We start from the raw sequence: 23,360 nt of genomic DNA, 5'->3' as shown, positions 1-23,360 counted from the left end.
GTTCAGGATTCGGATGGAGAACAGAGCAAGACTCTCTGAAATTTCATAATAGGAGGCAGATAATTCTGCCTTTTTGACCGCGGAAGTTGCCTCGCGATGAGGCTGAATTCCTCATAAATCATTGGAATATATCGCAATAGTGCCAAGCGCACCCTGCGCGTGCTCGGACAGCTTGATTGAGTGCGAATATGGGTGTGTTTCTGGCAGTACGATGCGGCAAGCTTGCCTAGCGCTCATAGCGGGCGCTGGTTTGCCCTGCGGAGTCACCTTCCCATGGATCGGCGATAAGGGCGGTATCCACAATCAAACGGTCGCATCGCCACGGTTCAAACGTCCGATTGGTGACTGCTTGCCAGTCGGGAACGACAAGATCCTCGATATCGCTGATACGCGTCTCGACTCGTTTCCGATGAAGCGTCTTATCCGAACAGGTGACCTCGACGTTCAACAGGTGAGCCGCGCCATCAGAGGCGGTTTCTGCCCATAGTTTTCGTGAAAGTTCAATCGGATTGACGGTGTCAGCAATAACGTCGAAGCCAAGCAAAAGATTGTCTTTCGCGATAGATGCGATTGCCAGGTAGCCTGCATCCTCTGCGGGACAAATGCTCAGGATACTTCGCTTCAAAGCAGCTTCTACGGAATCCACACGAAGATGGATAGTCGGAGTGCGCGCCGCCAGTTTCTTTGCCAACGTTGTTTTGCCGACCCCAGGAAGGCCGGAAAGAGACACTAAGATAGTCATTTCGAGAGTTTATCACGGGGCGGTCTGATCTGCCAGACGAACGGCAGAAAAGTCCCGCTTAGCCGACCGCGGCGCGTTCCGGCCGCGTCAAGCCTGAGCGGCAGCTTTCGGGAAGCTGCATAGCAGCTGAAGGCGCTGACCGGCAGGTAAGGGCCGACCTCGCCGGTCCGGCAGGTGGCCTTGATTCCGCCTTTCGGCCGGCCATAGGGGCGGCGTCCACTCTCATCCGAACGACAATCAGCCTCACCGCATCAGCCAAATCCGGTGCGCGACATTTATGCTGGACGCGCAGTAACGCCGATTGCCCGTGCCTTGGCGGTGGAAGGTGATCGCACCACCATGAGGGCGACGATTTTTGTCGTTCTTGGTCATGATCGCGGGCCTATAGAGGCGCGATTCAGGACGAATCAGATCAGCGCCGATACTGCGAAGGATTGCCCACGAAGCCCACGCCAGATTCCGGAGCGTCAAACTTAGTGAATCAAAGGGCTGTTTGCACCGGTTACGCTTCGTCGACATAGCCTGCATCAGGATACGGCTTCGAAATTTGTCAACATGACCTAAAATATTTATATAAATAAAAAATTATAGATACTGTTATCGCCAGAACGAAGCAGGTGGTGATGCTGGACGGAGAGGCGCCCGGAACGCCTTCACGAACTCAGGCCGCTTTGCCTCTGCCCTGCCAGGGGAGCTCGCGCAAGCCGTGGCGGTCTTCATCGACCACGACCATCACCGCAGCTCTGACAACATGACCGCACAGACGTCCGTCTCGGCCAAGCCGAAATCATCCGCAAACGCCGGAAGACCATCACAGGCAAGACAATCGAGAAGCGCCGCTTGCTGCATCGCCAGACGGGGTATAAACTGGGATCCTGACAGCCAGCCATTCCCGCTCAACTATGGACAGGAACGCACTCGGCTGCGGAATCCGGTGCCGCCATTGCGAACATCACCAGAACATCCTGCGCGGATCATGCGCGAGAATCACGTGCAGCCCGCGGGAAGTTTCGGGAAAACCGGTGAAAATCGCCTTGCCCTCTCAAATCCGTCATCCCGTCGAAAAGCCCTTGTTTCCTTGGCGCTTGATCCATATACGGGGCGACGGAGACGTGGCCGAGTGGTCGAAGGCACACCCCTGCTAAGGGTGCAGACGGGGAACCGTCTCGAGGGTTCGAATCCCTTCGTCTCCGCCACTACTATCGGATTTTATTACATTCCCCCTCCCTTCTGCATATTGCGCTGCATGTCCGGGAAGCGGAGGGAAACACCGGCTGGACATCCATGAATTCGTCAACATTCCTCTGGCTGCGGTTGCATGGCGCGGTCCGCGCCGGGTCAGGATGAAGGGCGAACGCTAGTGTCCGCGGACCTGGCGTAAGCTCGGCGGCCATCAAGGCGGATGGTCGAGGTGGAGTTTGGCGCGTTCGGCCACGAACCTCGCGGAGACCCGATGGCCAAGGCGTACATGGGCCTGCCCGAGCTTGCCACGGCCGAGGCTTGCTCGAGAACTGAACCGGCACCGTGCCTTCCAAAGACCCGGGGCCCGGCCCGACCCATGAAACAGAAACGCCCCCGAGAGGGGGCGTTTCGCATCAATACCGGCCTGTAAACGCCAGTTCGGCGCTTTCCGATTTTCCGGTGGCAGGAGGGACAACTTCAAGCGTCGGGCGTCCGACGAGGACGCCGAAGCCGATGCCGCAACGAACATAGGTGGTTTGGCCGGCTTCGACATGCGCGAGCGCCTGCTTGGTGGTCTCGGTGGTCGCTTCGATGGTGTGATTGCCGGGCGCGAGATCGACCGAGAAAGCGCCACGCGGCGCACATTTGCCTTTCGGCACGCCGTTGAAACTCACCGTGGGCTGGAACGCCGCGCCGAAGACCCCTTGACGGTAAAGGATCACGCGGCCCTTGCCAGCGGGGATCGGCGCTGCGGCTTCCTTTGATTCCTGCATCGGGGTTCCGCTGGCGCAGGCCGAAAGCAGGGCAACTGCGGCGAGAGCGGCTAGTTTTCTCATGGCGGTATCCATCTGGGTCAAATGCGGAACGAACTGCTAACAATTCGGGCATAATCTCCCATCACTGATTTGTGAAGGCGGAAAGTTGCCGATGAGAGGGCGCGGTTGCGCAGGACAATCTGTTGACCGAGGCAAAGCGCGGCGAACGGGAAGCCGCTCGGGCCGGGCTGGCCCGTCCGAAAGGGGCGCTGATGGGGGCAGGCCTTGACGGCGCGGGGCTAGGCGTAAGCCTGTATTGCGGCCTCGATCGCTTCGACGTGCTGGTATAGATCGGACGGTGCTGTCACGCGGACCTTGGTTTCGTTCTTCTCCCCGTCGAATACGCCCAGGTTTTTGGTCGTAGCGGAGTTGAAGTACAGACGGCAGATCGGCTTTCGGTTGTTGTCGTCCATCAGGATGGCGCAGTAGCTTTTGGCATCGCGCAGCGTGACCCGCTCGATCGGGACATGTTTCGCCGCTATCGCGCGGACAATCATGAAACCTTCGCGCTCTTCGTCGGTCGTTATGATCTCGCTGTCGATCTCGGCGGTATCGTTGGCCGGCTGGAGCTGCGGAGCGGATTCCGGTCGCAGGGTGATGCTGAGCTTGTCCTGGATTCGGTCCCGAATGATTTCGTCCAGGGCAGATTGGATTGCGGGGCGAAGGATTTCCGCGACTCCCTTGGTGATCGATCCGTCGTAGATCTGGCGACCAACGAGGCGGACGAAGTCGTCATCGGGTTCGTCCAGCTGCTTCTTCAAATAGGCTGCGGCCTGCTGGGTATATTTGAGGTTGGATGCGGCCTCGATGATGGACTCGATCGCGAACCGGCCTTTTTGGAAGCGGGCAAGTTCGTCAAGCTGCGCCTTGTCGTGTTTCTGGAAATCGAACGTGAAGAACGGCTTCTTGTCCATCTTGTTCGGCTCGTCTGTGTCAGAGAAGAACCATGCCTCCTTGCCATTGGTGAGGATGGCAAGGCGAGCCTCGGTTACCGTGAAGTAACGGAACAACTGACTGAACTGGGTATCCCCAAGGCGAGAACTGATAGGCTTCGCTTCGATCAGCATCGCGATCTTGCCGTCGATCTTGACCGCAAAATCGACCTTCTCGCCTTTCTTCACGCCGACGTCGGCAATGAATTCCGGCGTTACTTCGTCAAGATTGAAAACGTCAAAACCAAGGGCCTGGATGAAAGGCAGGACCACCGAGGTTTTGGTGGCTTCTTCGGTGAGGGCCTGTCGCTCGGCGGTCTTGGACCGGGCGGCAAGGGCCTCGATGCGTTCTGCGAAACTGGACACTGATCCCTCCGATGACGCTGTTTGCTCAACCGTAAGCGGATTATTGCCGATTCGACTAGTGGTTAGACTCGCCTGCGCGGCCTGTCGGTCGGTGAAACCGAAGTGCTTGGCGGTCTTGCGGCTCTTGTGGTGGCGGTGGGTGGTCGCAGCGCTTGATGAAGACCGCCACCGCTCGCACCAGTGCTCCGGGCAGGTGGTCGTGCTCCCCGAGGCGGCGGCGCCTCGGGGTCCGGTGCCAGCGTTCGCTCCTGCCCCGGGCGTAAGGCTGCCGGGGGGCGGCGCGAAGATATGCCCTCGTCGGCAAGCCAATCGGCCGGTTTCCCGGAGAGGTCGCCCGGCCGCCGGGGCGGTGGGCGACCGAGCTCCGATCACGGCCCGGGGCGACCAAGGCATCCAGGGCGGCGGTCACGACCGAGCCTTTGTGGCGGCGCGATCGGCCACCTGCTTCACGGATCTCAGCGGTTGGCGCTGTCCCCGATCGTGGGCAAGACGAGCGGTCGTGGTGCCGCTCTGGTTCAGATTTCGCGCGGGCCGAGGAAGCGTCCGAAGCTTCGGGTGGTGGGGCCGAACAGGAACGCCTCGTATTGCTCGGGGTCGATACCCGGAAAATCCATCCCCGGCGAGCCGGCCGGCATGCCGGGAACGGCCAGCCCGGTTGCCTCGGGCCGTTCCGCCAGAAGGCGACGGATCGCGACAGCCGGCACATGGCCCTCGATCACATAGCCTTGCACCTCGGCGGTGTGGCAGGACGCCAGATCGGCCGGCACACCCAGACGCCGCTTTACGCCGTCCATGTCCGCGGAATCGCTTACCCGGACCGGGAAACCCGCCGCCTCGATATGCGCGGCCCAGCCGCTGCAGCAGTCGCAGGACGGATCCTTTGTCACGCTTACCAAAGGCAGCGCCTCGGCCCGCACGCCGGCAGGCATCGACATCAGCAGGGGCAATGCGGCGGCCGCGGCCAGAACGGAGCGCCGGCTGGTGACTTGATCATTTTTCATGGTCGAACCTCATGTCGTGGATTGGAGTTGTAGCGCGCCGCGGCGACGGTTGCGTCGGTCCCGGAAAGGGCAACCATGGTCATCTCCTCGGGACATGCCGTCCCGTTCATCAAAGCCGACGAAACGCCGCGGGCCTTGCCCGGGCGCGATCAGAGAAGACGGGGTTTGGGAGGTCGCTCGTTCAGTCCGGGTGCGCGGCTGACATGGGTTTCCTCGACCGGGAAGACCCGACGCGTGGGTTCCCATGCGTGATCGGCCGCGCCTGTGCGCGAGGTGATGATCGCCGCAAGGCCGGCGCAGACGAGCTCACAGATTTCCGCATCGCCTGAGCCGCAATGGCCATCCGCTTTACAGTCCGGATTCGCACCGTCGGAGGCGTGCATCATCCCGGTGGCATGCGTCGCAGGGGCGGGGTCCAGCGCGACCATGCGCGCGGCATGCGCCGACGCCACCGTCGTCACCACGGTGATCGCGATAATGAACAGCAAGCTCACGAGGCGGGCGGTCATGGGTTCAAAATAGGGGCTGACGATAAGGATGTCCATTGTCGGAGACGGCGGCTTGCCACTGGACGGACTTCACCTTTGCCTGAGGCCGGTGCGTTCCTGCCGCGCAGGCGCAAACCGGCCCCCGCCAAGCCTTATCTTCGCCGCCGCCGCGCCGCGTTGCCGGACACGGCATCGCGGCGCGGCAGGGCCACCTCCTCCGCCAGATGCGGGAAAGGGTCGGTCCGGTGCGGCAGGGCCATCGCATCCACGAAAAGCTGCTGGAAATGCGGCTCCAGCGCGGTCTCGATCTTCTCGATGCGCTGCACGGTGGTCTCGATCTCGCGTCGGTGGTCGCGGTTCAGAAGCGCCATCATCGCGCCGGTGCCGGCGGCGTTGCCGACAGCCCGGACCTCGGACAGGGCGCAATCGGGGATCAGCCCCAGCACCATGGCATATTTCGGGTCGATCAGGGATCCGAAGGCGCCGGCCAGACGGATGCAGTCCACCGCCGCCACCCCCTGCTTTTCCATCAGCAGCCGGATACCGGCATAAAGCGCCGCCTTGGCCAGCTGGACCGCCCGCAGGTCGTTCTGGGTGATGGCGATGCGCGGGCTGCCCTCGTGCAGCAGATACGAGAAGGTGCGGCCATTGGCGGCGATGCGCGGGCTGCGGGCGGCCAGGCTGCCGTCGATCACCCCCTCGGCCGAGACGATGCCCGAGAGATACATCTCGGCCACCACCTCGATGATTGCCGAGCCGCAAAGGCCGGTGATCCCCAGCCGGGCCGCGTCCGCGGCAAAGCCCGGCTCGTCGGACCAGCGATCCGAGCCGATGATGCGAAACCGCGGCTCCAGCGTCTCGGGGTCGATGCGGACCCGCTCGATGGCGCCCGGCGCGGCACGCTGGCCCGAGGAAATCTCGGCGCCCTCAAAGGCCGGCCCGGTGGGGGAGGAGGCGGCGACCACCCGCCCGGCATGGCCCAGCACGATCTCGGCATTGGTGCCGATGTCCACCAGCAGCATCATGCGGTCCTGGCGGTGCGGCCCTTCGGCCAGCGTGGCGCCGGCGGCATCGGCACCGACATGGCCGGCGACGCAGGGCAGCAGATAGGCGCGCGCGCCCGGATTGGCGGCAAGGCCCAGCTCGGCCGTCGTGGTGTGGACCGCGCCCGAGACCGCCAGCGCAAAGGGCGCCTGGCCCAACTCGGTCGGGTCGATGCCCAGAAACAGGTGATGCATGATCGGGTTGGCGACGAAGACCGCATCCAGGATGTCCTGGGGCGCCACGCCGCTTTCGGCGCAGACCCTGCCGATCAACCCGTTCACCGCCTCGCGCACCGCCGCGGTCATCGCCTCGCGTCCGTCCGGGTTCATCATCACATAAGACACCCGGCTCATCAGGTCTTCGCCGAAGCGGATCTGCGGGTTCGGGGCGCCGGCCGAGGCGACCACGCGGCCCGACAGCAGCGAGACCAGGTGCAGGGCGATGGTGGTCGAACCGATGTCGCAGGCGATGCCGTAGGCGGCATTGTGCAGCCCCGGCCAGAGCGCCAGGATTTCAGGGCGGCCGCCGTCCTCGTCTTGGTGGATGGCTGCGGTGACGCCCCCCCCCCCCTGGCGCAGCAGCTTCTGCACCTGCGGCAGTAGGCGCAGCGGCACCGCCGGGTCGGGGATGTGCCAATCCCGCGCCAGCATCGCCTTCAGCCGGTCCAGATCGCCCAGCGGCCTTGCCATGTCGGGTGGCTCGACCTCGACATAACAAAGCCGCACCGCCGGGCTGCGTTCGATGATGCGATCGCCTGCCGCCTTGCGCACCACCTGCGCGTTGATCACCGTGTCCTGCGGCACGTCCACCACCAGGTCGCCCTGGATGGTGGCCGAACAGGACAGCCGGCGGCCCTCGGGCAGGCCGCGCAGCCGGTCATAGCGTTCCTCGCGGTCGCTGCGGGCCGAGATATGGTCGCAGGAGGAGAGGATGCCGAACTTGGCGAAATGCCCCTGCTGCAGGTCGACCTGGCATCGCCCGCAGGTGGCGCGGCCGCCGCAGACGCTTTCGACATGGACGCCAAGGCTGCGGGCGGCCTCGAGCAGGTTGGTGCCGACCGGGAAGCGCCCGCGCTTGCCCGAGGGCATGAACAGGACCAGCGGATCCTTCGGGCTGGAAGCGGTGGTCATGCGTTCAGGCCGACGCCCCCAGCCGTGCCGCCCGGCCGCCGCGGCGGCGGGTGTTCGCGTCGGGCTGCGGGGCGAGCGGGGTGGCCTGGGTGCCGTGGCGGAAGTCCTTGTAGTTGCGGATCCATGTGGCGCAGTCGCGGTCGTTGCCGGCGAGCACATCGGCGGCGCGCACCGCCTCCATTTCCTGCGGGCGGCAGGGGTTCATGATGGCGCTGGTCATGCCGGCGCCGATCACCATGGGGATGAAGCCGGCATTGATGCCGTGCCGGTGCGGCAGGCCGAAAGAGATGTTGGACAGCCCGCAGGTGGTGTTCACCTTCAACTCGTCGCGCAGCCGCCGCAAAAGCGCGAAGACCTGCCGCCCGGCATCCCCCAGCGCGCCGATCGGCATCACCAGCGGATCGACCACCACGTCCTCGGGCCGGATGCCGTGGTCCATGGCGCGCTCGACGATCTTCCTGGCGACCTCGAAACGCACGTCGGGGTCCATGGAGATCCCGGTCTCGTCGTTCGAGATGGCGACCACCGGCACGTCGTATTTCCGGGCCAGCGGCAGGATCGCCTCCAGCTTGTCCTCCTCGCCGGTGACCGAGTTGATCAGCGGCCGGCCGCGCGCGACCTTCAGCCCGGCCTCGATGGCGGCGGTGACCGAGGAATCGATGGCCAGCGGGATGTCGACCAGATCCTGCACGATCTGCAGCACCTGCACCATCAACCCCGGCTCGGTGGCGTTGGGATCGACGGCGGTGACGCCGGCGTTGATGTCGAGCATGGTGGCGCCGGCCGCCACCTGCTCCAGCGCGTCGCGGCGCACGGTGTCGAAATTGCCCTCGGCCAGCTCGGCGGCCAGCTTCCTGCGGCCGGTGGGGTTGATGCGCTCGCCGATGACGCAGAACGGCTGGTCGAAGCCGATGGCGATTTCCCGGGTCGCCGAAGCGACGATGGTGCGGGTCATGATCCGTTCTCCTGGCTGGATGCGGCTGTTTGCCGGGTCGGGGGGTGATGGGGATGGGCGGCCCGGGCGTGGTGCAGGATCTGCTGGGGCGGCTCGGCCCGGGCGTCGTGCAGGATGCGGTCAAGCCGGCCCGCGACCAGCGCGTCGTCGGGCCGCGGTTCGCGCCGCCAGGGTCTTCGGCCCCTGAGCACGCCGGATTCGTGCACGATCTCGGCGACATGTTCTTCCTGGCGATAGGCCATGACATGGATGCCGGCCACGCCCTCGATCTCCTTCACCTCGTCGATGATGTCGATGCAGATGCGCTTGCCCTCGCGCTTCTGGTCGGCGGCGCCCTCCAGCCGGGCGATCACCGCCTCGGGGATATGCACGCCCGGCACATTGGCGCGCATCCAGCGCGCGGTGCGGGCCGAGCTCAGCGGCCCGACGCCGCAGAGGATGAAGCAGTCGCGATGCAGGCCCAGGTCGCGGATGCGGGCCATGTAGTCGCGGAACATCGGCACGTCGAAGCAATACTGGCTTTGCACGAATTGCGCGCCGGCGGCGATCTTCTTGGCCAGCCGCAGCGGGCGGAAATCGTGGGGCGGCGCAAAGGGATTGATCGCCGCGCCCAGGAACAGCGCCGGCGGCGTGTCCAGCTTGCGGCCCGACAGGAACCGGCGCTGGTCGCGCATGGTGCGGATCGTCTCCAGCAGCGACATGCAGTCGAGGTCGAAGACCGGCTTGGCGCCCGGCTGGTCGCCGGCCTGCACGCCGTCGCCGGTCAGGCACAGCACGTTCTGCACCCCCATGGCCGCGGCGCCCAGCACGTCGCCCTGGATGGCGATGCGGTTCCGGTCGCGGCAGGAAATCTGGTAGATCGGCGCATAGCCCATCCGCGTCAGAAGCGCGCAGATCCCGACCGAGGACATGTGGCAATTCGCGCCCGAGGCATCGACGGCATTGATGCCGTCCACCCAGCCGTCGAAGATGGCGGCGCGTTCGTAGACCGCTTCGGGATCGGCGCTGTCGGGCGGGTTCAGCTCGGTGGTGACGGCGAATTCGCCGCGGCGCAGCACCCGCTCCAGCCGGCCGCGCGAGGCATGGCCGGGCAGCGGCTCCAACGGCAGGTGCGCGCCGGCGGGGTTCTCGTCCGGCTGGGGCGGACGGGTCATGCGGCATCCCTCCGGCGGGCGGCGGCTTCCCGCGCGGTGACATCGAGCCAGGACGAGCGTCCGGCCAGCCTGCGGTCCACCGGCTTCTGCACCGCCAGGATGGCGTCGCCCTGCGCCATGCGGCGCGCGCCTTCCCAGGCCTTGACCCAGGCGCAGGGCATCTCGGGCGCGACCTCGCAATGGCCGTCGGCGCGCACGCCGCCGCATGGGCCGTTGCGCAATTGCTTGGGGCAGTTCATCGGGCAGGACATGCCGGTGGCGGACAGCACGCATTGTCCGCACATCCGGCAGTCGAAAAGCAGGCTCTTGACCTGTCTTTCCACGAAGCGCACCGGCCGTTCGGCGCGGGCATAGCCAAGCGCCTGCCACAGCGGATGCAGGCGCAGGAACAGCGCGGCGAGTATGCGGTAGAGCCGTTCCAGCCCGCGGGCATGGCGCACCGACCAGAGCCAGAGCCGCCCCCGCGCCGCCGGCGCCGAGGCGGGGGCCGCGGCCGCAGCCGCAGCCGCAGCCGACGGCCTTTGCCCCGGCGCCGGGATCCTCGCGGCATCGGGTGTGGCAGCCATGCCGGTCCCGCCGCCCGGCCCGTTGATTCCCATGGTCTCCCTCCCTTTTCCGGCCTTCTGGGCGCAGCATCGCCGAAACCGTCCCGGCCGGCTTTCCGGCCTGCGACGGCGGCGGTCCTGAAAGCGACGCCTCATTCCCCGGGCCCGCCGGTGGCGCGGCGCAGCGCCGGCGCCAGATCGCCATAGCCGGTCAGGCGCTTCTCGTAGCTCAGGCCCAGCAGGGCCGCGGCCGCCCGCGCCACCTTTTCCAGCGCCGCATCCTCGGTCTGGGCCAGGTAGACGAGCTTCGCGTAATGGCCGAAAAAATCCCGCGCCAGTTCCGGGTGGCGGTCGAGCCCCAGCGGCCGCACGAAGAAGGCCTCGAACTGCCGGCAGAGGAAATCGGTCATGTAAAAGGCGGTCACATCCGCCTCCTCCAGCGCCGCAACGGCCGCCGCGCCCTGGTAGAGCGCGAAGCAATGCGGCCCCTCGAGCCGCGCCACGCCCTGCCGCTCCAGCACCTTGTCGAGCAGGCCACCGGTGCCGCAATCGGCATAGCCGACGAAGATCTGCCGGAAGCCCAGGTCGCGGGCGCTGAGGATCGCCGCCTCGACGGCGGCGGGGATGCGGTCGGGGTGGAAATGCAACTCGGCCGGCAGGCATTTCAGCACCAGATGCGCCAGCCCCAGCTTGTCCCGGATCGCCAGGATCTCGCGCGCCAGCATGCCGCAGGCGATCACCAGCACCTGATCCGGCGCGGCCATCGGCCCCGGCATCGGTCCTGGGATGGTCTTCGGGGGCGGACCGGCGGGCAGGGCCGGGAAGGGCAGAGAGGCCGGCGGGGTCCGACCGGCCCTCGGCCTTGCCGCGCGCCCCCGTCCTGGTCGCCGTCCTACGCGTTCCATGTCCTTTGCCATGTTCTGCCTCGGCTCTTGTGCGTGGCTGCGTGCCGGCGCTCAGGCCGGGTGGATGTTGTGCTTGCGCTTCATGAAGTCCCTGGCCATCTCGACGGTGACGGCGGCGTCGCGGCAATAGGCGTCGGCGCCGACCGCCCGGCCGAAATCCTCGTTCAACGGCGCGCCGCCGACCAGCACCACGCAATCGTCGCGGATGCCCTTTTCCCGCATCGCGTCGATGACCACCTTCATGTAGGGCATGGTGGTGGTCAGCAGCGCCGACAGGCCCAGGATGTCGGGCCTGTGTTCCTCGATGGCGGCCAGGTAGGTCTCGACCGGGTTGTTGATGCCGATGTCGACCACCTCGAAGCCGGCGCCTTCCATCATCATGCCGACCAGGTTCTTGCCGATGTCGTGGATGTCGCCCTTGACGGTGCCGATCAGCAGCTTGCCCTGCCGGGGCGCGTCGGTGGCGGCGAGCAGCGGGCGCAGGATGGTCATGCCGGCCTTCATGGCATTGGCCGAGAGCAGCACCTCGGGCACGAACAGGATGCCGTCGCGGAAATCCTCGCCGACGATGCGCATGCCCTCGACCAGCGCCCGGGTCAGCACCGCATAGGGCGTCCAGCCGCGGGCCAGCAGGATGCGGGTGCCTTGGCCGATCTCCTCGGCCAGCCCGTCATAGAGGTCGTCATGCATCTGCTGCACGAGATCCTCGTCGGCAAGCTCGGAAAGGCTGATTTCTGCGTCGGACATCGTCATGCTCCAGAAAGGGGGCGCGCGGCCGCCCGCACCGCGCCCAGGGGTCATGCCCCTCCATAACCCGCAGAAACACCGGCGCGCTGTCCCCGTTGCGACACATCAGGACGCACATGGAAAGGTCAAAAAACAGCGGCCCGCTACAATCCCGACCGAGACGGGGTTCAGCCCAAGAAAGGGGGAATCGGAGCACCATGGACAGCACGACAACGGCAGAGGAAATCGGCGGCCGGAGGGGCCGCGGCGATCGCGGCGGGGCGGCGGCCCGGCGCGCGGCGCGCAGCGGCGGCGGCCCCGGCGGGCAGCTGACCTATATCAGGCGCCAGGTGCCCAATTACGAGGTGCTGAGCGAGGAGGGGCTGGCCCTGATCGAGGCCAATGCCGACACGGTGCTCGAGGAGGTCGGGATCGAGTTCCGCGACGATCCCGAGGCGCTGGCGCTGTGGAAGGAGGCCGGCGCCGACCTGCGCGGCCAGCGCGTCCATTTTCCCAAGGGGCTGCCGCGGGCGCTGCTGAAGACCGCGCCCAGCGTCTTTACCCAGCATGCGCGCAACCCGGCGCGCTCGGTGCAGATCGGCGGCGATGCCACGGTCTTCGCCCCGGTCTATGGGCCCCCTTTCGTGCGCGACCTGGACGGCAACCGCCGCTATGCCAGGCTGGAGGATTTCCGCAATTTCGTGAAGCTGGCCTATATGGCGCCCTCGATGCACCATTCCGGCGGCACGGTCTGCGAGCCGGTGGACGTGCCGGTGAACAAGCGTCACCTGGACATGCTGCTGGCGCATATGACGCTGTCGGACAAGCCCTTCATGGGTTCGGTCACGGCGCCCGAGCGGGCCGAGGACACGGTGGCGATGGCCCGGCTGCTGTTCGGCGAGGATTTCGTCGACCGCAATGCCGTGACCGTCAGCCTGATCAACGCCAATTCGCCCATGGTGTTCGACGACACCATGCTGGGCGCGGCCAAGGTCTATGCCCGCGCGAACCAGGCCTGCATCGTCGCGCCCTTCATCCTGGCCGGCGCCATGAGCCCGGTGACGGTGGCGGGGGCGCTGACCCAGGTGCTGGCCGAGGTGCTGGCCGGCGCCGCCTTCGTCCAGTTGGTGCGGCCGGGTGCGCCGGTGCTGTTCGGCACCTTCGCCTCGTCCATGTCGATGCAGTCGGGGGCGCCGACCATGGGCACGCCCGAACCGTCGCTGGTCGCCTATGGCGCGGCGCAGCTGTCGCGGCGGCTGGGGCTGCCCTTCCGCACCGGCGGCTCGCTTTGCGCCGCGAAGATCCCCGACGCGCAGGCGGCCTATGAAAGCGCCAACACGCTGAACGCCACCCTGCTGTGCGGCGCCAATTTCGTCCTGCATGCCGCGGGGTGGCTGGAAGGCGGGCTTTCCGCTTGCTACGAGAAGTTCATCATGGATGTGGACCAGTTGGGCATGGCGCAGAAATTCGCCGCCGGCGTCGATCTGTCCGAGAACGGCCTGGCGCTGGATGCGATCCGCGAGGTCGGGCCCGGCAGCCATTACCTGGGCTGCGCCCATACCCAGGCGAATTTCCAGACCGCCTTCTATCGCTCGCTGGTGGCCGACAACAATTCCTTCGAGCAATGGCAGGCCGAGGGCGAAAAGACCGCCGCGCAGCGCGCCAACCAGATCGCCCGGCGCTGGCTGGAGAGCTACGAGCCGCCGCCGCTGGACCCGGGCATCGCCGAAAGCCTGACCGATTTCGTGGCGCGCAAGAAAGCCTCGATGCCGGACGCCTTCACATGAAAGCCGCCGGTTTCAGCGCGCGAGAAGGTGGAGGAGCTGATCCATCGTGAGGTGTGGCGCACCACCGCGCCGGGGCGGCCTGGGCGCTGAACGGCCCGAGCGGGTCTGGGCCGCGCTTGGTCCCAGTGGGCTTGTGCTGCGCGGCGGGCTGAATTTCGCGGCGGATGAGCCGCGACCGCCGGGGCCGGACGGCCAGCCGGCGGCCGCGGTGCTTCTGATCGGCAATGCCGGCGCCGGCTATTGGTCGGTTTTCACGCGCTGGCGGGACCGGCAGGATCCGCCGCCCGCCGATCCGCTTGACCGCTGGTCGCGCGCGGTGCTGGAGAGGGCGGCCGCCGCCATCGGCGCGCGGGTGCTGATGCCCAACGACCGGCCCTTCGCGCCGTTCCAGCAATGGGCGATGCGGGCCGAGGGGCTGAAGCCCTCGCCGCTGGGGGTGCTGATGCATCCGCGCTTTGGCCTGTGGCACGCGTTTCGCGGCGCGCTGCTGCTGGATTGCCCGCTGGCGCCCGCCGCGCTGCAGCGTCTGAACGCGGCGGCCGGCGCGCCGCACCCTTGCGATTCCTGCGCCGACAGGCCCTGCCTGCGGGCCTGCCCGGTCGCGGCCTACGGGCCGGGGGGCTTCGACCCGGCTGCCTGCAAGACGCATCTGCGCCGCCCCGAAGGCGCCGGCTGCGGCGCTTCCGGTTGTCTGGCACGCAACGCCTGCCCCGAAGGCGTGGCATGGCGCTACCCGGCCGTGGTGCAGAGGTTTCACCAGCGGGCCTTTCTGGACGGCTGAAACCGGCCGGGCAGGGGCGGGTGGCCCGGGCCCGGCCTTGCTCAGCTGGCCTGCGCCAGCGGGATGATCTTGCGCTCGGCCCGCTCCTGCTGCGGCGAATGGGCGTAAAGCTCGCGGTAGCACTTGGCGAAATGCGAGGCCGAGACGAAGCCGCAGGCCATCGCCACCTCGAAGACCGACAGCGAGGATTGCATCAGCAGGTGGCGGGCGCGGTCAAGCCGGATCTCCAGATAGTAGCGCGCCGGAGAGCGGCCCATCTCGTGATCGAACAGCCGTTCGACCTGGCGGCGCGACAGGCCGACATGGCCGGCGATCTCGACCAGGGACAGCGGTTCGGCCAGGTTTGCCTCCATCAGCTCGATGATGGTCAGCACCTTGGGATTGTGGATGCCCAGCCGGGCGCGCAGCGGCAGGCGCTGGCGGTCGCCGGGGCTGCGGATGCGGTCGGTCAGCAGCTGCTCGCAGACCCGGTTCACCAGGCTTTCGCCGAAATCGTCGCGGATCAACTGCAGCATCATGTCCAGCGCCGCGGTGCCGCCGGCACAGGTATAGATGGTGCCGTCCACCTCGAACAGGTCGGCATGGACATCGGCGGCCGGGAAGGCCTCGGCGAAGCCCGGCAGGTTCTCCCAGTGGATGGCGCAGCGCCGGCCGGCCAGCAGCCCGGCCCGCGCCAGCACATAGGCCCCGGTGCATAGCCCGCCGATCGCCACCCGGCGGCTGTTCACCTCGCGCAGGAAGGCAAAGGCCGGGCGCTGTTGATAGGTCTCGATGTTGAGCCCGGCGCAGACGATCACCATCGAAGGGCGGTCCGAGCCGGCCAGCTTGCGCCGCTCCTCCTCCAGAGAGGTGTCGACCGTGCATTCCACCCCGTTCGAGGCCCGGACCGGCCGGCCGTCGACGCTGGCCAGCCGCCAGCGATAGCCCTGATAGCCCAGCATCCGGTTGGCGGCCCGCAGCGGCTCCAGCGCGGTGGCAAAGGCGATCATGGTAAAATCGGGCACCATGAAAAAGACGATCGAACGCTTGATAGCGCCGCCGTGTGTCACTTGTTACTCTCCTCCCCAAGCGGACCGCCGGCTTGCGGCCGCGATCCTCGGGAAAGCGTCTGCCTGCAGGCGAAATGCGTCAATAGCGCCGAGGGCCGGCCCCCTGCGACATGGTGCCGCCGGGCGGGCGGGCGATGGCTTGCCAGCCCGCCGCAAGCTGGCCCAGACTGCCGACCGGAAAAGCAGCGAAGGGGACGGCGATGCGGCATGGCGGGCAGATACTGGTCGATGCGCTGAAGGCGAACGGGGTCGGGCGGGTGTTCTCGGTCCCCGGCGAGAGTTTCCTGGCGGTGCTGGACGGGCTTTACGCCTCGGGCATCCAGAACGTCACCTGCCGGCACGAGGGCGCCGCCGCGATGATGGCCGAGGCGCAGGGCAAGCTGACCGGCCGCCCGGGCGTGGCTTTCGTCACCCGCGGCCCCGGCGCCAGCAATGCCAGCGCCGGGGTGCATGTGGCGCGGCAGGATTCGACGCCGATGATCCTGTTCGTCGGCCAGATCGCCCGCGGCGACCGCGACCGCGACGCCTTTCAGGAGGTCGATTACCGCGCCATGTTCGGCCCGCTGGCGAAATGGGTGGCCGAGATCGACCAGACCGAGCGTATCCCGGAATATCTTTCGCGCGCCTTCCACCTTGCCATGGCGGGCCGGCCGGGTCCGGTGGTGCTGGCGCTGCCCGAGGACATGATCTCGGCCCGGGCCGAGGTGCCCGACATCGCGCCGCCCGCCGCGCCGCTTTCCGCCGTCGCCGGCGAGTCGGTCGCGGCCATCGCCCATGCGCTGGCCGGGGCCGAGCGGCCGCTGGTGGTGCCGGGCGGGACGCTGTGGTCGCAGGCCGCCGCCGGGGATCTGGCGCGTTTCGCCGAAAGCTGGGGCCTGCCGGTCGCGGTGCCCTTCCGCCGCCAGGGGCACATGGACAATGCGCATCCGAACTATGTCGGCGACCTGGGCGTCGGGATGAACCCGGCGCTGGGACAGGCGCTGTCGCAGGCGGATTGCCTGCTGTCGCTGGGCTCGCGGCTGGGCGACACGCTGACCCGCGGCTATGAGCTGATGGACCCGGTGCGCCCGCGGGCGCGGGTGATCCATGTCCATCCCTCGCCCGACGAGCTGGGGCATCTGTGGCGGCCCGATCCCGGGCTGGCGGCCGATCCGCGCGCGGTGGTGGCGGCGCTGGCGGCGCTGCCCGCACCGCGGCGCTGGGACGCCTGGACCGCCGGGCTGCGCGTGGGCTACGAGGCCTGGCAGCAGCCCCGCCCCACCCCGGGCGCGGTGCGGATGGAGGCGACGGTGCGCTGGCTTTCCGACCACCTGCCGCCGGACGCGATCGTCACCAACGGCGCGGGGAATTACGCGGCCTTCATCCATCGCTATTACCGCTTCCGCCGCTGGGGCACGCAGCTGGCGCCGACCTCGGGCTCGATGGGCTACGGCCTGCCGGCCGCCATCGCCGCCAAGCTGCAGCATCCGGGCCGCATCGTGGTCTGCATGGCCGGGGACGGCTGTCTGCAGATGACCGTGAACGAGCTTTCGACCGCCGCCCAGCATGGCGCCGCCGTCATCGTCATCGTGGCGAATAACGGCCATTACGGCACCATCCGCATGCATCAGGAACGCAGCTATCCCGGCCGCGTCTCGGGCACGGCGCTGGCCAATCCCGATTTCGTCGCGCTGGCCCGCGCCTATGGCGGCCATGGCGAGCGGGTCGAGCGGCAGGAGGATTTCGCCGATGCCTTCGCCCGGGCCAAGGCGGCCGGAACGCTGGCGGTGCTGGAACTGGTGCTCGACCCCGAGGCGCTGAGCACCGGCGCCACGCTTTCGGAAACCCGCGCGGCGGGCGAGGCGGCGCTGCGACGGGCCTGAGGCCGGGCGGCTGGCACGCCGGTCCGGCGCCTGCGGGACCGGATCGCGGACGGCCGCGTCCGGACCGGGGCGCGCGGTCAGCGCCGCAGGCGAAGCCCGGCGACAAGAGGGCGCATGGCCGGTGCTGCCGGACGCCGGGAAACGAAGCCGGGACACAAGGATCTTCCGGAAAGCCCGCCCTAGAACCCGCCGATCCAGACCAGCGCCGCGGCCAGCGCCGCAGCCGCCGGCACCGTCACCAGCCAGGCGCCCAGGATCATCCGCATGTAGGATCGGCGCACCAGATGCCGTCGCCGGCGTTCCTCGTCCGGCAGCGGCGCGTGGCTCGCCGCCAGCCGCCGGTCGCGCCATTCGCGATAGAAGCCGACGCCGAACACGCCGCCCACCGCGACATGCGTGGTCGAGACCGGCAGGCCCATCAACGAGGCCGCCAGCACCGTCGCCGCCGTCGCCAGCGACACGCAAAGCGCGCGCGCGGCGTTCAGCCGGGTGATGCGGCTGCCGACCATGTGCACCAGCCGGCGCCCGAACAGCAGCACCCCCAGCGCGATGCCCAGGCCCCCCAGCAGCAGCACCAGCCGGCCGCGCAGCGCATCGCCGCCCGCCGCCGACAGGCTGTCGAGGATGATGGTCAAGGGCGCCGCCACGTTCGAGGTGTCGTTGGCGCCGTGGGCAAAGCCCATCACCAGCGCCGAGGCGGCCAGCGGCACCGCCAGCAATTGCTTCATCGCCAGCCGCCCGCCGCCGGCGCCGCGCAACTGGCGGTCGATGCGCCGCCGGGTATAGACCCAGCCCAGCAAGGCACAGACCAGCACCAGCACCGCGTTCGCCGCCAGTCCCGTGCCGTGCCAGGCCAGTTCGGCCACCCCCGCCAGCATGGCCGAGGTCAGCGCGACGGCAATCGGCATCCACATGCGGGCGGCGGCCAGGCGATCCTCGCGGTCCATGACCAGCCAGCGCAGCAATGCCATCAACCCGGCGGCGATCAGCCCCGCCACCAGCGGCGAGACGATCCAGCCGAAGGCGATCATCGCCATCGCCGGCCAGTTCACCGCGCCCAGGCCGAAACTTGCCATGCCGGCCCCGGCGATGGCGCCGACCACGGAATGGGTGGTGCTGACCGGCGCGCCCAGCCAGGTGGCCAGGCTGATCCAGCTGCCCGCCGCCAGCAGCGCCGCCAGCATCATCCGCGCCGTCGCCTCGCCTTCGCCCAGCGTGCTGCCGACCAGCCCTTCGGTCAGGGTCGCGGTGACGCCGCCGCCGGCGATGACCGCGCCCAGCACCTCGAGAACGGCGACCGAGAGCAGGCCGGTGGTCATGCCGATGGCGCCGGCGGCGACCGCCGGCCCCAGGGCGTTCGCGACGTCGTTGCCGCCGATCGACATGGCCAGATAGGCGGCGACGGCCATGCTGGCCGCCAGGATGCCAAGCGCCGGCTGGTCGGCGAAGAAGCCGGTGCCGACATAGGCGGTCGCGGCGATGAAGATCAGCCCCAGACCCAGACGCATGAACGACCGCGCCGAATGCAGCACCGCCCGCTCGGTATGGGTGACGCGGCTCAGATCCTTGTCGAGCGTGCGGTATTCACGGGGTTCGCGCCTCATTCCGGGGGGCGCCGGTGCTGCGCCGGCAGGCTGCGCAGCAGCTGCTTCAGCCCGGTCTCGGCCACCATCCGTGCGGCGTCCCCGGGGGTGAACCAGCGGCGCTTGCGCTCATGCGCCTCGGGGAACTGCGCCTCCAGCGCCTCGACGTAAAGCGGGAACACCCGGACCTCAACCGGGATGGCGAAGCCGCGATCCTGGTCCTTGTCATAGTGATAGCGGCCGATCTCGGTCTCGCTGATGCGGCCCTGGACGCCGGCCTCCTCCCAGGCCTCCTGCCGGGCGGCGTCGGCCAGGCTGCGGCCGGGCATGGGCCAGCCCTTGGGCACGATCCAGCGCCCGGTGCCGCGGCTGGTCACCAGCAGCACGTCGCCGCTGGCCTCGTTCAGGCACAGCGCCGCGACCTGCAGGTCGGGCGGCCGGCGGCCGATCAGCCGCGCCAGCCTTTCGCGGAACTCGGCGATCATGCCGGATCCTCTGCGTCGCGGATGCGGCCCCGCGTCGCCTTCACCTCGCCGCGCTGGGTCTTGGCGGCCAGCCGGCGGCGCTGGCTGCCCAGGGTGGGCCGGGTGGCGATGCGCTTGCGGGGCGCGATCAGCGCCTGGCGGATCAGCTCGGCCAGCCGCTCGCGCGCCAGTTCGCGGTTGCGGGCCTGGCTGCGGGTTTCCTCGGCCCGGATCAGCACGGCGCCGTCCTGGGTCCAGCGCCGCCCGGCCAGCCGGCGCAGCCGCGCCTTGACCGGCGGGGCCAGATGCGGCGACCGCTCGGCCTCGAAGCGCAGTTCCACCGCGGTCTCGACCTTGTTCACGTTCTGCCCGCCCGGTCCCTGCGAGCGGGTGAACTGTTCGGACAGCTCCCATTCCTGGATGGTGATCTGATCGTTGATGCGCAGCATGATGCGAATATGTCGCAAATCGCCGACAAGAAAAGGCCAAGCGAATCCGAAACCGCGCAAATTGCTTCAGTGCAGCCGGATTGCCGCAGTCGCCGAGGCGCCATTCGCATCCACCACCGTCAGCTCGGCGAAGCCGGGACCGGGATTGGGCAGGCTGGCCATGGGCTGCGGCTGGGCGATGGCGGCGGGCGCACCGTTCAGCAGGAAGGTCCAGGGCCCGCGCCCGCCCCGCGCCTTGGCGGTCAGCGGCCCTTGCGCCTCAAGCTCGGCCCCGTCCGGCGGATAGGTCAGGCGCAGCGCATCGGGGCTGGCGGGGCTGGCCGCGGCGGCACTGGCCTCGCCCGCCGGGGCAAAGCGGCGCAAGGGCAGCGGCAGGGCGCTGTTCGGCAGCGTCAGCGTCTGCGGCGGCGGCGGCGGCAGCGCGACCGGGGGCAGGGCGTCGAACAGGTCGAACAGCACCGGCGCCGCCAGCTCGCCGCCGAAGGCGCCCGGCACCGGCGTGCCGTCCGGCCGCCCCAGCCAGACCGCGCCGACCCGCGCCCCGTCGAAACCCACCGCCAGCGCGTCGCGATGCCCATAGGAGGTGCCGGTCTTGTAGGCCATCGGCCGCTGCCGCGCGCCATGCGGGGCGGGGTTCTGGCTCAGGATATGGCCGACCTGCCAGGCCGCGACCGGGCCGAACATCGGCGCCGCCAGTTCCCGGCTGCCGCCCGGCAGCGGCGACAGCGTGATGCCCCGCCCGCCGCGCGCCAGGGCCGCATAGCCCTCGGCCAGCCCCTCCAGGGTGACGCCGGCGCCGCCCAGCACGATCGCCAGCCCCGGCGTCTCGCCGGCCAGGCGCATTTCGACCCCGCCGCGGCGCAGCGCCTGGGCGATGCGGTTCGGGCCGACCGCCTCGGCCAGCTTCACCACCGGGATGTTCAAGGACCAGATCAGCGCGTTTCTCAGGCTGACGGTGCCGCGGAAATGCTTGTCGAAATTCTGCGGCTGCCAGCGGCCGAAGGCGGTGGGCCGATCCTCGATCAGCGTCTCGGGATGCGCCAGCCCGTCGTCGAAGGCCATCCCGTAGACGAAGGGTTTCAGGGTCGAGCCCGGAGAGCGCCAGGCCCGCGCCATATCGACGAAACCGCTCGACGCGCCATCCGTCCAGTCCGCCGCGCCGACCTCGGCCAGGATCTCGCCCGTCCGGTGATCGGCCAGCACCACGGCCGCCGACAGCCGCCGCCCGGCGCCGCGCACGGCACGCGAGGCCAGCTCCTCGGCCCGGCGCTGCAGGCGCGCATCGAGGGTGGTCTCGATCCGCAAGGCGCCGGGATGCTCGCGCAGCAGCCGCGCGGCCAGCAGCGGCGCCAGCGCCGGAAAGGCCCGCCGCACCCGCGGCACCGGCTCGGCCATCGCCGCCTGGGCATCGGCGTCCGAGATCAGCCCGGCCCGCGCCGCCCGCGCCAGAACCCGGTCGCGCGCCGCCTTGGCGGCCAGCGGAAAACGGTCCGGCCGCCGCGCCTCGGGCGATTGCGGCAGCGCCACCAGCAGCGCCGCCTGCGCGGGGGAAAGCCGCCGCGGCTCCTTGCCGAACCATTGCAGGCTGGCGGCGCGGATGCCCTCGACATTGGCGCCATAGGGGGCAAGGCGCAGGTAAAGCGCCAGGATCTCGCGCTTGCCCAGCCGCCGCTCCAGCGCCAGGGCCAGCCGCATCTGCCGGGCCTTCCCGGCCCATTGCCCGGTCGGCCCTTCCTCGATCAGCCGCGCCACCTGCATGGTCAGGGTCGAGCCGCCCGAGACCACCCGCCCATGCCGCAGTGCCTGCCAGCCCGCCCGCAAGAGCGCCCGCGCATCAATGCCGGCATGGCGGCGGAACCGCCGGTCCTCCCAGGTCGTCAGCATGTCAAGAAACAGCGCGTCGACCGGCCCGGCGTCCAGCCGCCAGCGCCCGTCCGCGACCTGGAAGGCGCGCAGCAGCCTGCCGTCCCGCGCCACCACCTCGACCCCGACCGGCACGTCCAGCCGCGGCAGCGCCGTCGCATCGACCCAATCGTCAAACCGGTCCCGCGCCCCGGCCCCGATGCCCAGGACCAGGACGGCAGCCATCAGCGACAGGGCGACGCGGCGCGATCTCATGCCCGATCCATATGCCAGACGCGGCCAAACCTCATCTTCCTCGTTCTCCAAATGCTCAGGAAACCGCGACGCGGACCGGAGGCCGGCGCTTTCACCGTTTTCCAAATACCCCGGCGGCCGCGCAATCCGCGCCTATTTCGCCTTGTCCTCGCCGAACAGCCCCTTCAGCCCGCGCGCGATCAGGTTGCCGACCTTGGGGCGCGGCTGGTGGATGAAGGGCAAGGGCCGGCAGACCTCCATCGCCGCGATGCCGACGCGGGCGGTCAGCGCGCCGTTCACCACCCCCTCGCCGAAGCGTTTCGAAACCTTGGCGAGTAGGCCGCCGCCGGCGACGGTATGGATCAGATCGTCGCCGGCCGCCACGGCGCCGGTGGCGACCAGATGCGTCATCACCGTGCGCGCCAGCCGCCAGCCGCCGACGGCGCCGGCGCGGCCGCCATAGATCTCGGCCATGCGGCGGATCATCCGCAGGTTCGCCGCCAGCGCCGCGATCACATCGGCCAGCGCCAGCGGGATCAGCGCGGTGGCGGCGGCAACGGTGCGGGCGGCGGCCTCGACCTCGCGCCGGGCCTGCTGGTCCAGCGGCGCCAGCAATTCGGTCTCGGCCAGGGCGATCAGCGTCGCGGCGTCATAGGCGTCGGGTTTGCGCTCGCGCAGCCGGGTCAGGCCCCATTCCAGCTCGGGCCGGGCGCGATACAGGCTTTCCATCCGCCCCACCACATGCTGCGCCGCCTTCAGGTCGCCGGATGCCAGCGCCGCCCCGGCCTCGCGATTGATGCCGTCGATGGCGGCAAAGCGCGACCAGGCGCGGTATTCGCGAAACGCCATCGCCAGCGCGGCGAGGCAGAACAGCCCCATCAGCCCGATGCCGATCCAGCCGAGCAGCGGATAGCTGTTCAGCAGGTCGGTCAGGTAACGCAGCGCCGCGACCGACAAAAGAAAGATGAACAGCGCCACGCCGCTATTGATGAAGAAGCGCGTCAGCCGCGACGGACCGCGCCCGACCAGCCGCGCCACCAACTGCATGGTGCGCGGCTGCGGCAGGGGCGGCAGCCCGTCGTCGATCATCGGCGCATCGGCGGGCGAGGGCAGGGCCTCGCCCTCGCGCCACTCGGCCCGCGGCGCCTTGCGGTCGCGCTGGTCCGGTCTGGGCGGTTCGGAACGGTCCGGTTCGGATCGGCCGGGCTGGGGCTGGGTGGGTTCGGTCGCGGCCTCCGGCCCGGGCGCCGCGCCCATTTCCAGCAGCACCGGCCCGCGGCGTTTCGGGGGTTCAGCCATGGCG

20 protein-coding genes and 1 tRNA gene are annotated in these 23,360 nt (G+C 68.8%); 4 read left to right on the top strand and 17 right to left on the bottom strand.

What is annotated here, in order from left to right; translation table 11 throughout:
- Window positions 1-226: 226 nt before the first annotated feature.
- A complete protein-coding gene (locus NBE95_RS03200) occupies window positions 227-742 on the bottom strand; it encodes an AAA family ATPase (protein WP_289894434.1) in 516 nt (171 codons plus the stop codon).
- 1,106 nt (window positions 743-1,848) lie between these two features.
- Between NBE95_RS03200 and NBE95_RS03195 the strand changes: the two genes are divergently transcribed.
- Window positions 1,849-1,938, top strand: a tRNA-Ser gene (locus NBE95_RS03195).
- Between the two features lie 399 nt (window positions 1,939-2,337).
- Here NBE95_RS03195 and NBE95_RS03190 read toward each other — a convergent pair.
- From NBE95_RS03190 to NBE95_RS03145, 10 genes are all read right to left on the bottom strand, one after another.
- Window positions 2,338-2,760, bottom strand: a complete 423-nt coding sequence (locus tag NBE95_RS03190) for a DUF2846 domain-containing protein (protein ID WP_289894433.1) — start codon at window positions 2,758-2,760, stop codon at window positions 2,338-2,340.
- Window positions 2,761-2,978: 218 nt separating this feature from the next.
- Window positions 2,979-4,037, bottom strand: coding sequence for a type I restriction endonuclease (locus NBE95_RS03185; protein ID WP_289894432.1), 1,059 nt, complete (start codon window positions 4,035-4,037; stop codon window positions 2,979-2,981).
- A 515-nt stretch (window positions 4,038-4,552) separates the two neighbouring features.
- Window positions 4,553-5,038, bottom strand: coding sequence for a DUF411 domain-containing protein (locus NBE95_RS03180; protein WP_289894431.1), 486 nt, complete (start codon window positions 5,036-5,038; stop codon window positions 4,553-4,555).
- A 149-nt stretch (window positions 5,039-5,187) separates the two neighbouring features.
- Window positions 5,188-5,583: a hypothetical protein gene (locus tag NBE95_RS03175; RefSeq protein WP_289894430.1), complete on the bottom strand. Its 396-nt coding sequence runs from the start codon at window positions 5,581-5,583 to the stop codon at window positions 5,188-5,190.
- A gap of 95 nt (window positions 5,584-5,678) precedes the next feature.
- Complete coding sequence (locus NBE95_RS03170; RefSeq protein WP_289894429.1) at window positions 5,679-7,700, bottom strand: ASKHA domain-containing protein; 2,022 nt, start codon at window positions 7,698-7,700, stop codon at window positions 5,679-5,681.
- 4 nt (window positions 7,701-7,704) lie between these two features.
- Window positions 7,705-8,655 carry a methyltetrahydrofolate cobalamin methyltransferase gene (locus NBE95_RS03165; RefSeq protein ID WP_289894428.1) on the bottom strand — a complete coding sequence of 317 codons (951 nt, stop codon included), beginning with the start codon at window positions 8,653-8,655 and terminating at the stop codon, window positions 7,705-7,707.
- Window positions 8,652-9,809 carry a methylenetetrahydrofolate reductase gene (locus NBE95_RS03160; protein WP_289894427.1) on the bottom strand — a complete coding sequence of 386 codons (1,158 nt, stop codon included), beginning with the start codon at window positions 9,807-9,809 and terminating at the stop codon, window positions 8,652-8,654. Before NBE95_RS03160 ends, NBE95_RS03165 begins: the two co-directional genes overlap by 4 nt.
- Complete coding sequence (locus NBE95_RS03155) at window positions 9,806-10,408, bottom strand: methylenetetrahydrofolate reductase C-terminal domain-containing protein (RefSeq protein ID WP_289894426.1); 603 nt, start codon at window positions 10,406-10,408, stop codon at window positions 9,806-9,808. The genes NBE95_RS03160 and NBE95_RS03155 overlap by 4 nt, the downstream gene beginning before the upstream one ends.
- A 98-nt stretch (window positions 10,409-10,506) precedes the next feature.
- Window positions 10,507-11,118 carry a DUF1638 domain-containing protein gene (locus tag NBE95_RS03150; RefSeq protein WP_289894425.1) on the bottom strand — a complete coding sequence of 204 codons (612 nt, stop codon included), beginning with the start codon at window positions 11,116-11,118 and terminating at the stop codon, window positions 10,507-10,509.
- 192 nt (window positions 11,119-11,310) lie between these two features.
- On the bottom strand, window positions 11,311-12,006 hold the full coding sequence (locus tag NBE95_RS03145) for a B12-binding domain-containing protein (protein ID WP_289894424.1): 696 nt from the start codon (window positions 12,004-12,006) through the stop codon (window positions 11,311-11,313).
- 197 nt (window positions 12,007-12,203) lie between these two features.
- Between NBE95_RS03145 and NBE95_RS03140 the strand changes: the two genes are divergently transcribed.
- Together NBE95_RS03140 and NBE95_RS03135 are read left to right on the top strand one after the other, a co-directional pair.
- On the top strand, window positions 12,204-13,772 hold the full coding sequence (locus tag NBE95_RS03140) for a trimethylamine methyltransferase family protein (RefSeq protein ID WP_289894423.1): 1,569 nt from the start codon (window positions 12,204-12,206) through the stop codon (window positions 13,770-13,772).
- A 46-nt stretch (window positions 13,773-13,818) separates the two neighbouring features.
- Window positions 13,819-14,553, top strand: a complete 735-nt coding sequence (locus NBE95_RS03135) for a hypothetical protein (RefSeq protein WP_289894422.1) — start codon at window positions 13,819-13,821, stop codon at window positions 14,551-14,553.
- A gap of 41 nt (window positions 14,554-14,594) precedes the next feature.
- Here the strand turns inward: NBE95_RS03135 and NBE95_RS03130 are convergent, their stop codons facing one another.
- Window positions 14,595-15,602 carry a GlxA family transcriptional regulator gene (locus NBE95_RS03130; RefSeq protein ID WP_289894421.1) on the bottom strand — a complete coding sequence of 336 codons (1,008 nt, stop codon included), beginning with the start codon at window positions 15,600-15,602 and terminating at the stop codon, window positions 14,595-14,597.
- Window positions 15,603-15,802: 200 nt separating this feature from the next.
- Between NBE95_RS03130 and NBE95_RS03125 the strand changes: the two genes are divergently transcribed.
- Window positions 15,803-17,464, top strand: a complete 1,662-nt coding sequence (locus NBE95_RS03125) for a thiamine pyrophosphate-binding protein (protein WP_289894420.1) — start codon at window positions 15,803-15,805, stop codon at window positions 17,462-17,464.
- Window positions 17,465-17,643: 179 nt separating this feature from the next.
- Here NBE95_RS03125 and NBE95_RS03120 read toward each other — a convergent pair whose 3' ends face one another.
- From NBE95_RS03120 to NBE95_RS03100, 5 genes are all read right to left on the bottom strand, one after another.
- Window positions 17,644-19,068, bottom strand: a complete 1,425-nt coding sequence (locus NBE95_RS03120; protein WP_289894419.1) for an inorganic phosphate transporter — start codon at window positions 19,066-19,068, stop codon at window positions 17,644-17,646.
- Window positions 19,065-19,532 (bottom strand): NUDIX hydrolase, encoded by a 468-nt coding sequence (locus NBE95_RS03115; RefSeq protein WP_289894418.1) that lies wholly within the window; start codon window positions 19,530-19,532, stop codon window positions 19,065-19,067. Before NBE95_RS03115 ends, NBE95_RS03120 begins: the two co-directional genes overlap by 4 nt.
- Window positions 19,529-19,960 (bottom strand): alternative ribosome rescue aminoacyl-tRNA hydrolase ArfB, encoded by a 432-nt coding sequence (gene arfB / locus NBE95_RS03110; protein WP_289894417.1) that lies wholly within the window; start codon window positions 19,958-19,960, stop codon window positions 19,529-19,531. The genes NBE95_RS03115 and arfB overlap by 4 nt, the downstream gene beginning before the upstream one ends.
- A gap of 66 nt (window positions 19,961-20,026) precedes the next feature.
- Window positions 20,027-22,078: a penicillin-binding protein 1C gene (gene pbpC, locus NBE95_RS03105; RefSeq protein ID WP_289894416.1), complete on the bottom strand. Its 2,052-nt coding sequence runs from the start codon at window positions 22,076-22,078 to the stop codon at window positions 20,027-20,029.
- Window positions 22,079-22,210: 132 nt separating this feature from the next.
- Window positions 22,211-23,356, bottom strand: coding sequence for a TIGR01620 family protein (locus NBE95_RS03100; protein ID WP_289894415.1), 1,146 nt, complete (start codon window positions 23,354-23,356; stop codon window positions 22,211-22,213).
- Window positions 23,357-23,360 lie beyond the last annotated feature (4 nt).

It is taken from the genome of Paracoccus sp. TOH (assembly GCF_030388245.1).
Classification (GTDB): Bacteria; Pseudomonadota; Alphaproteobacteria; order Rhodobacterales; family Rhodobacteraceae; genus Paracoccus; species Paracoccus simplex.
This window is presented reverse-complemented; position numbering and strand designations above follow the sequence as displayed.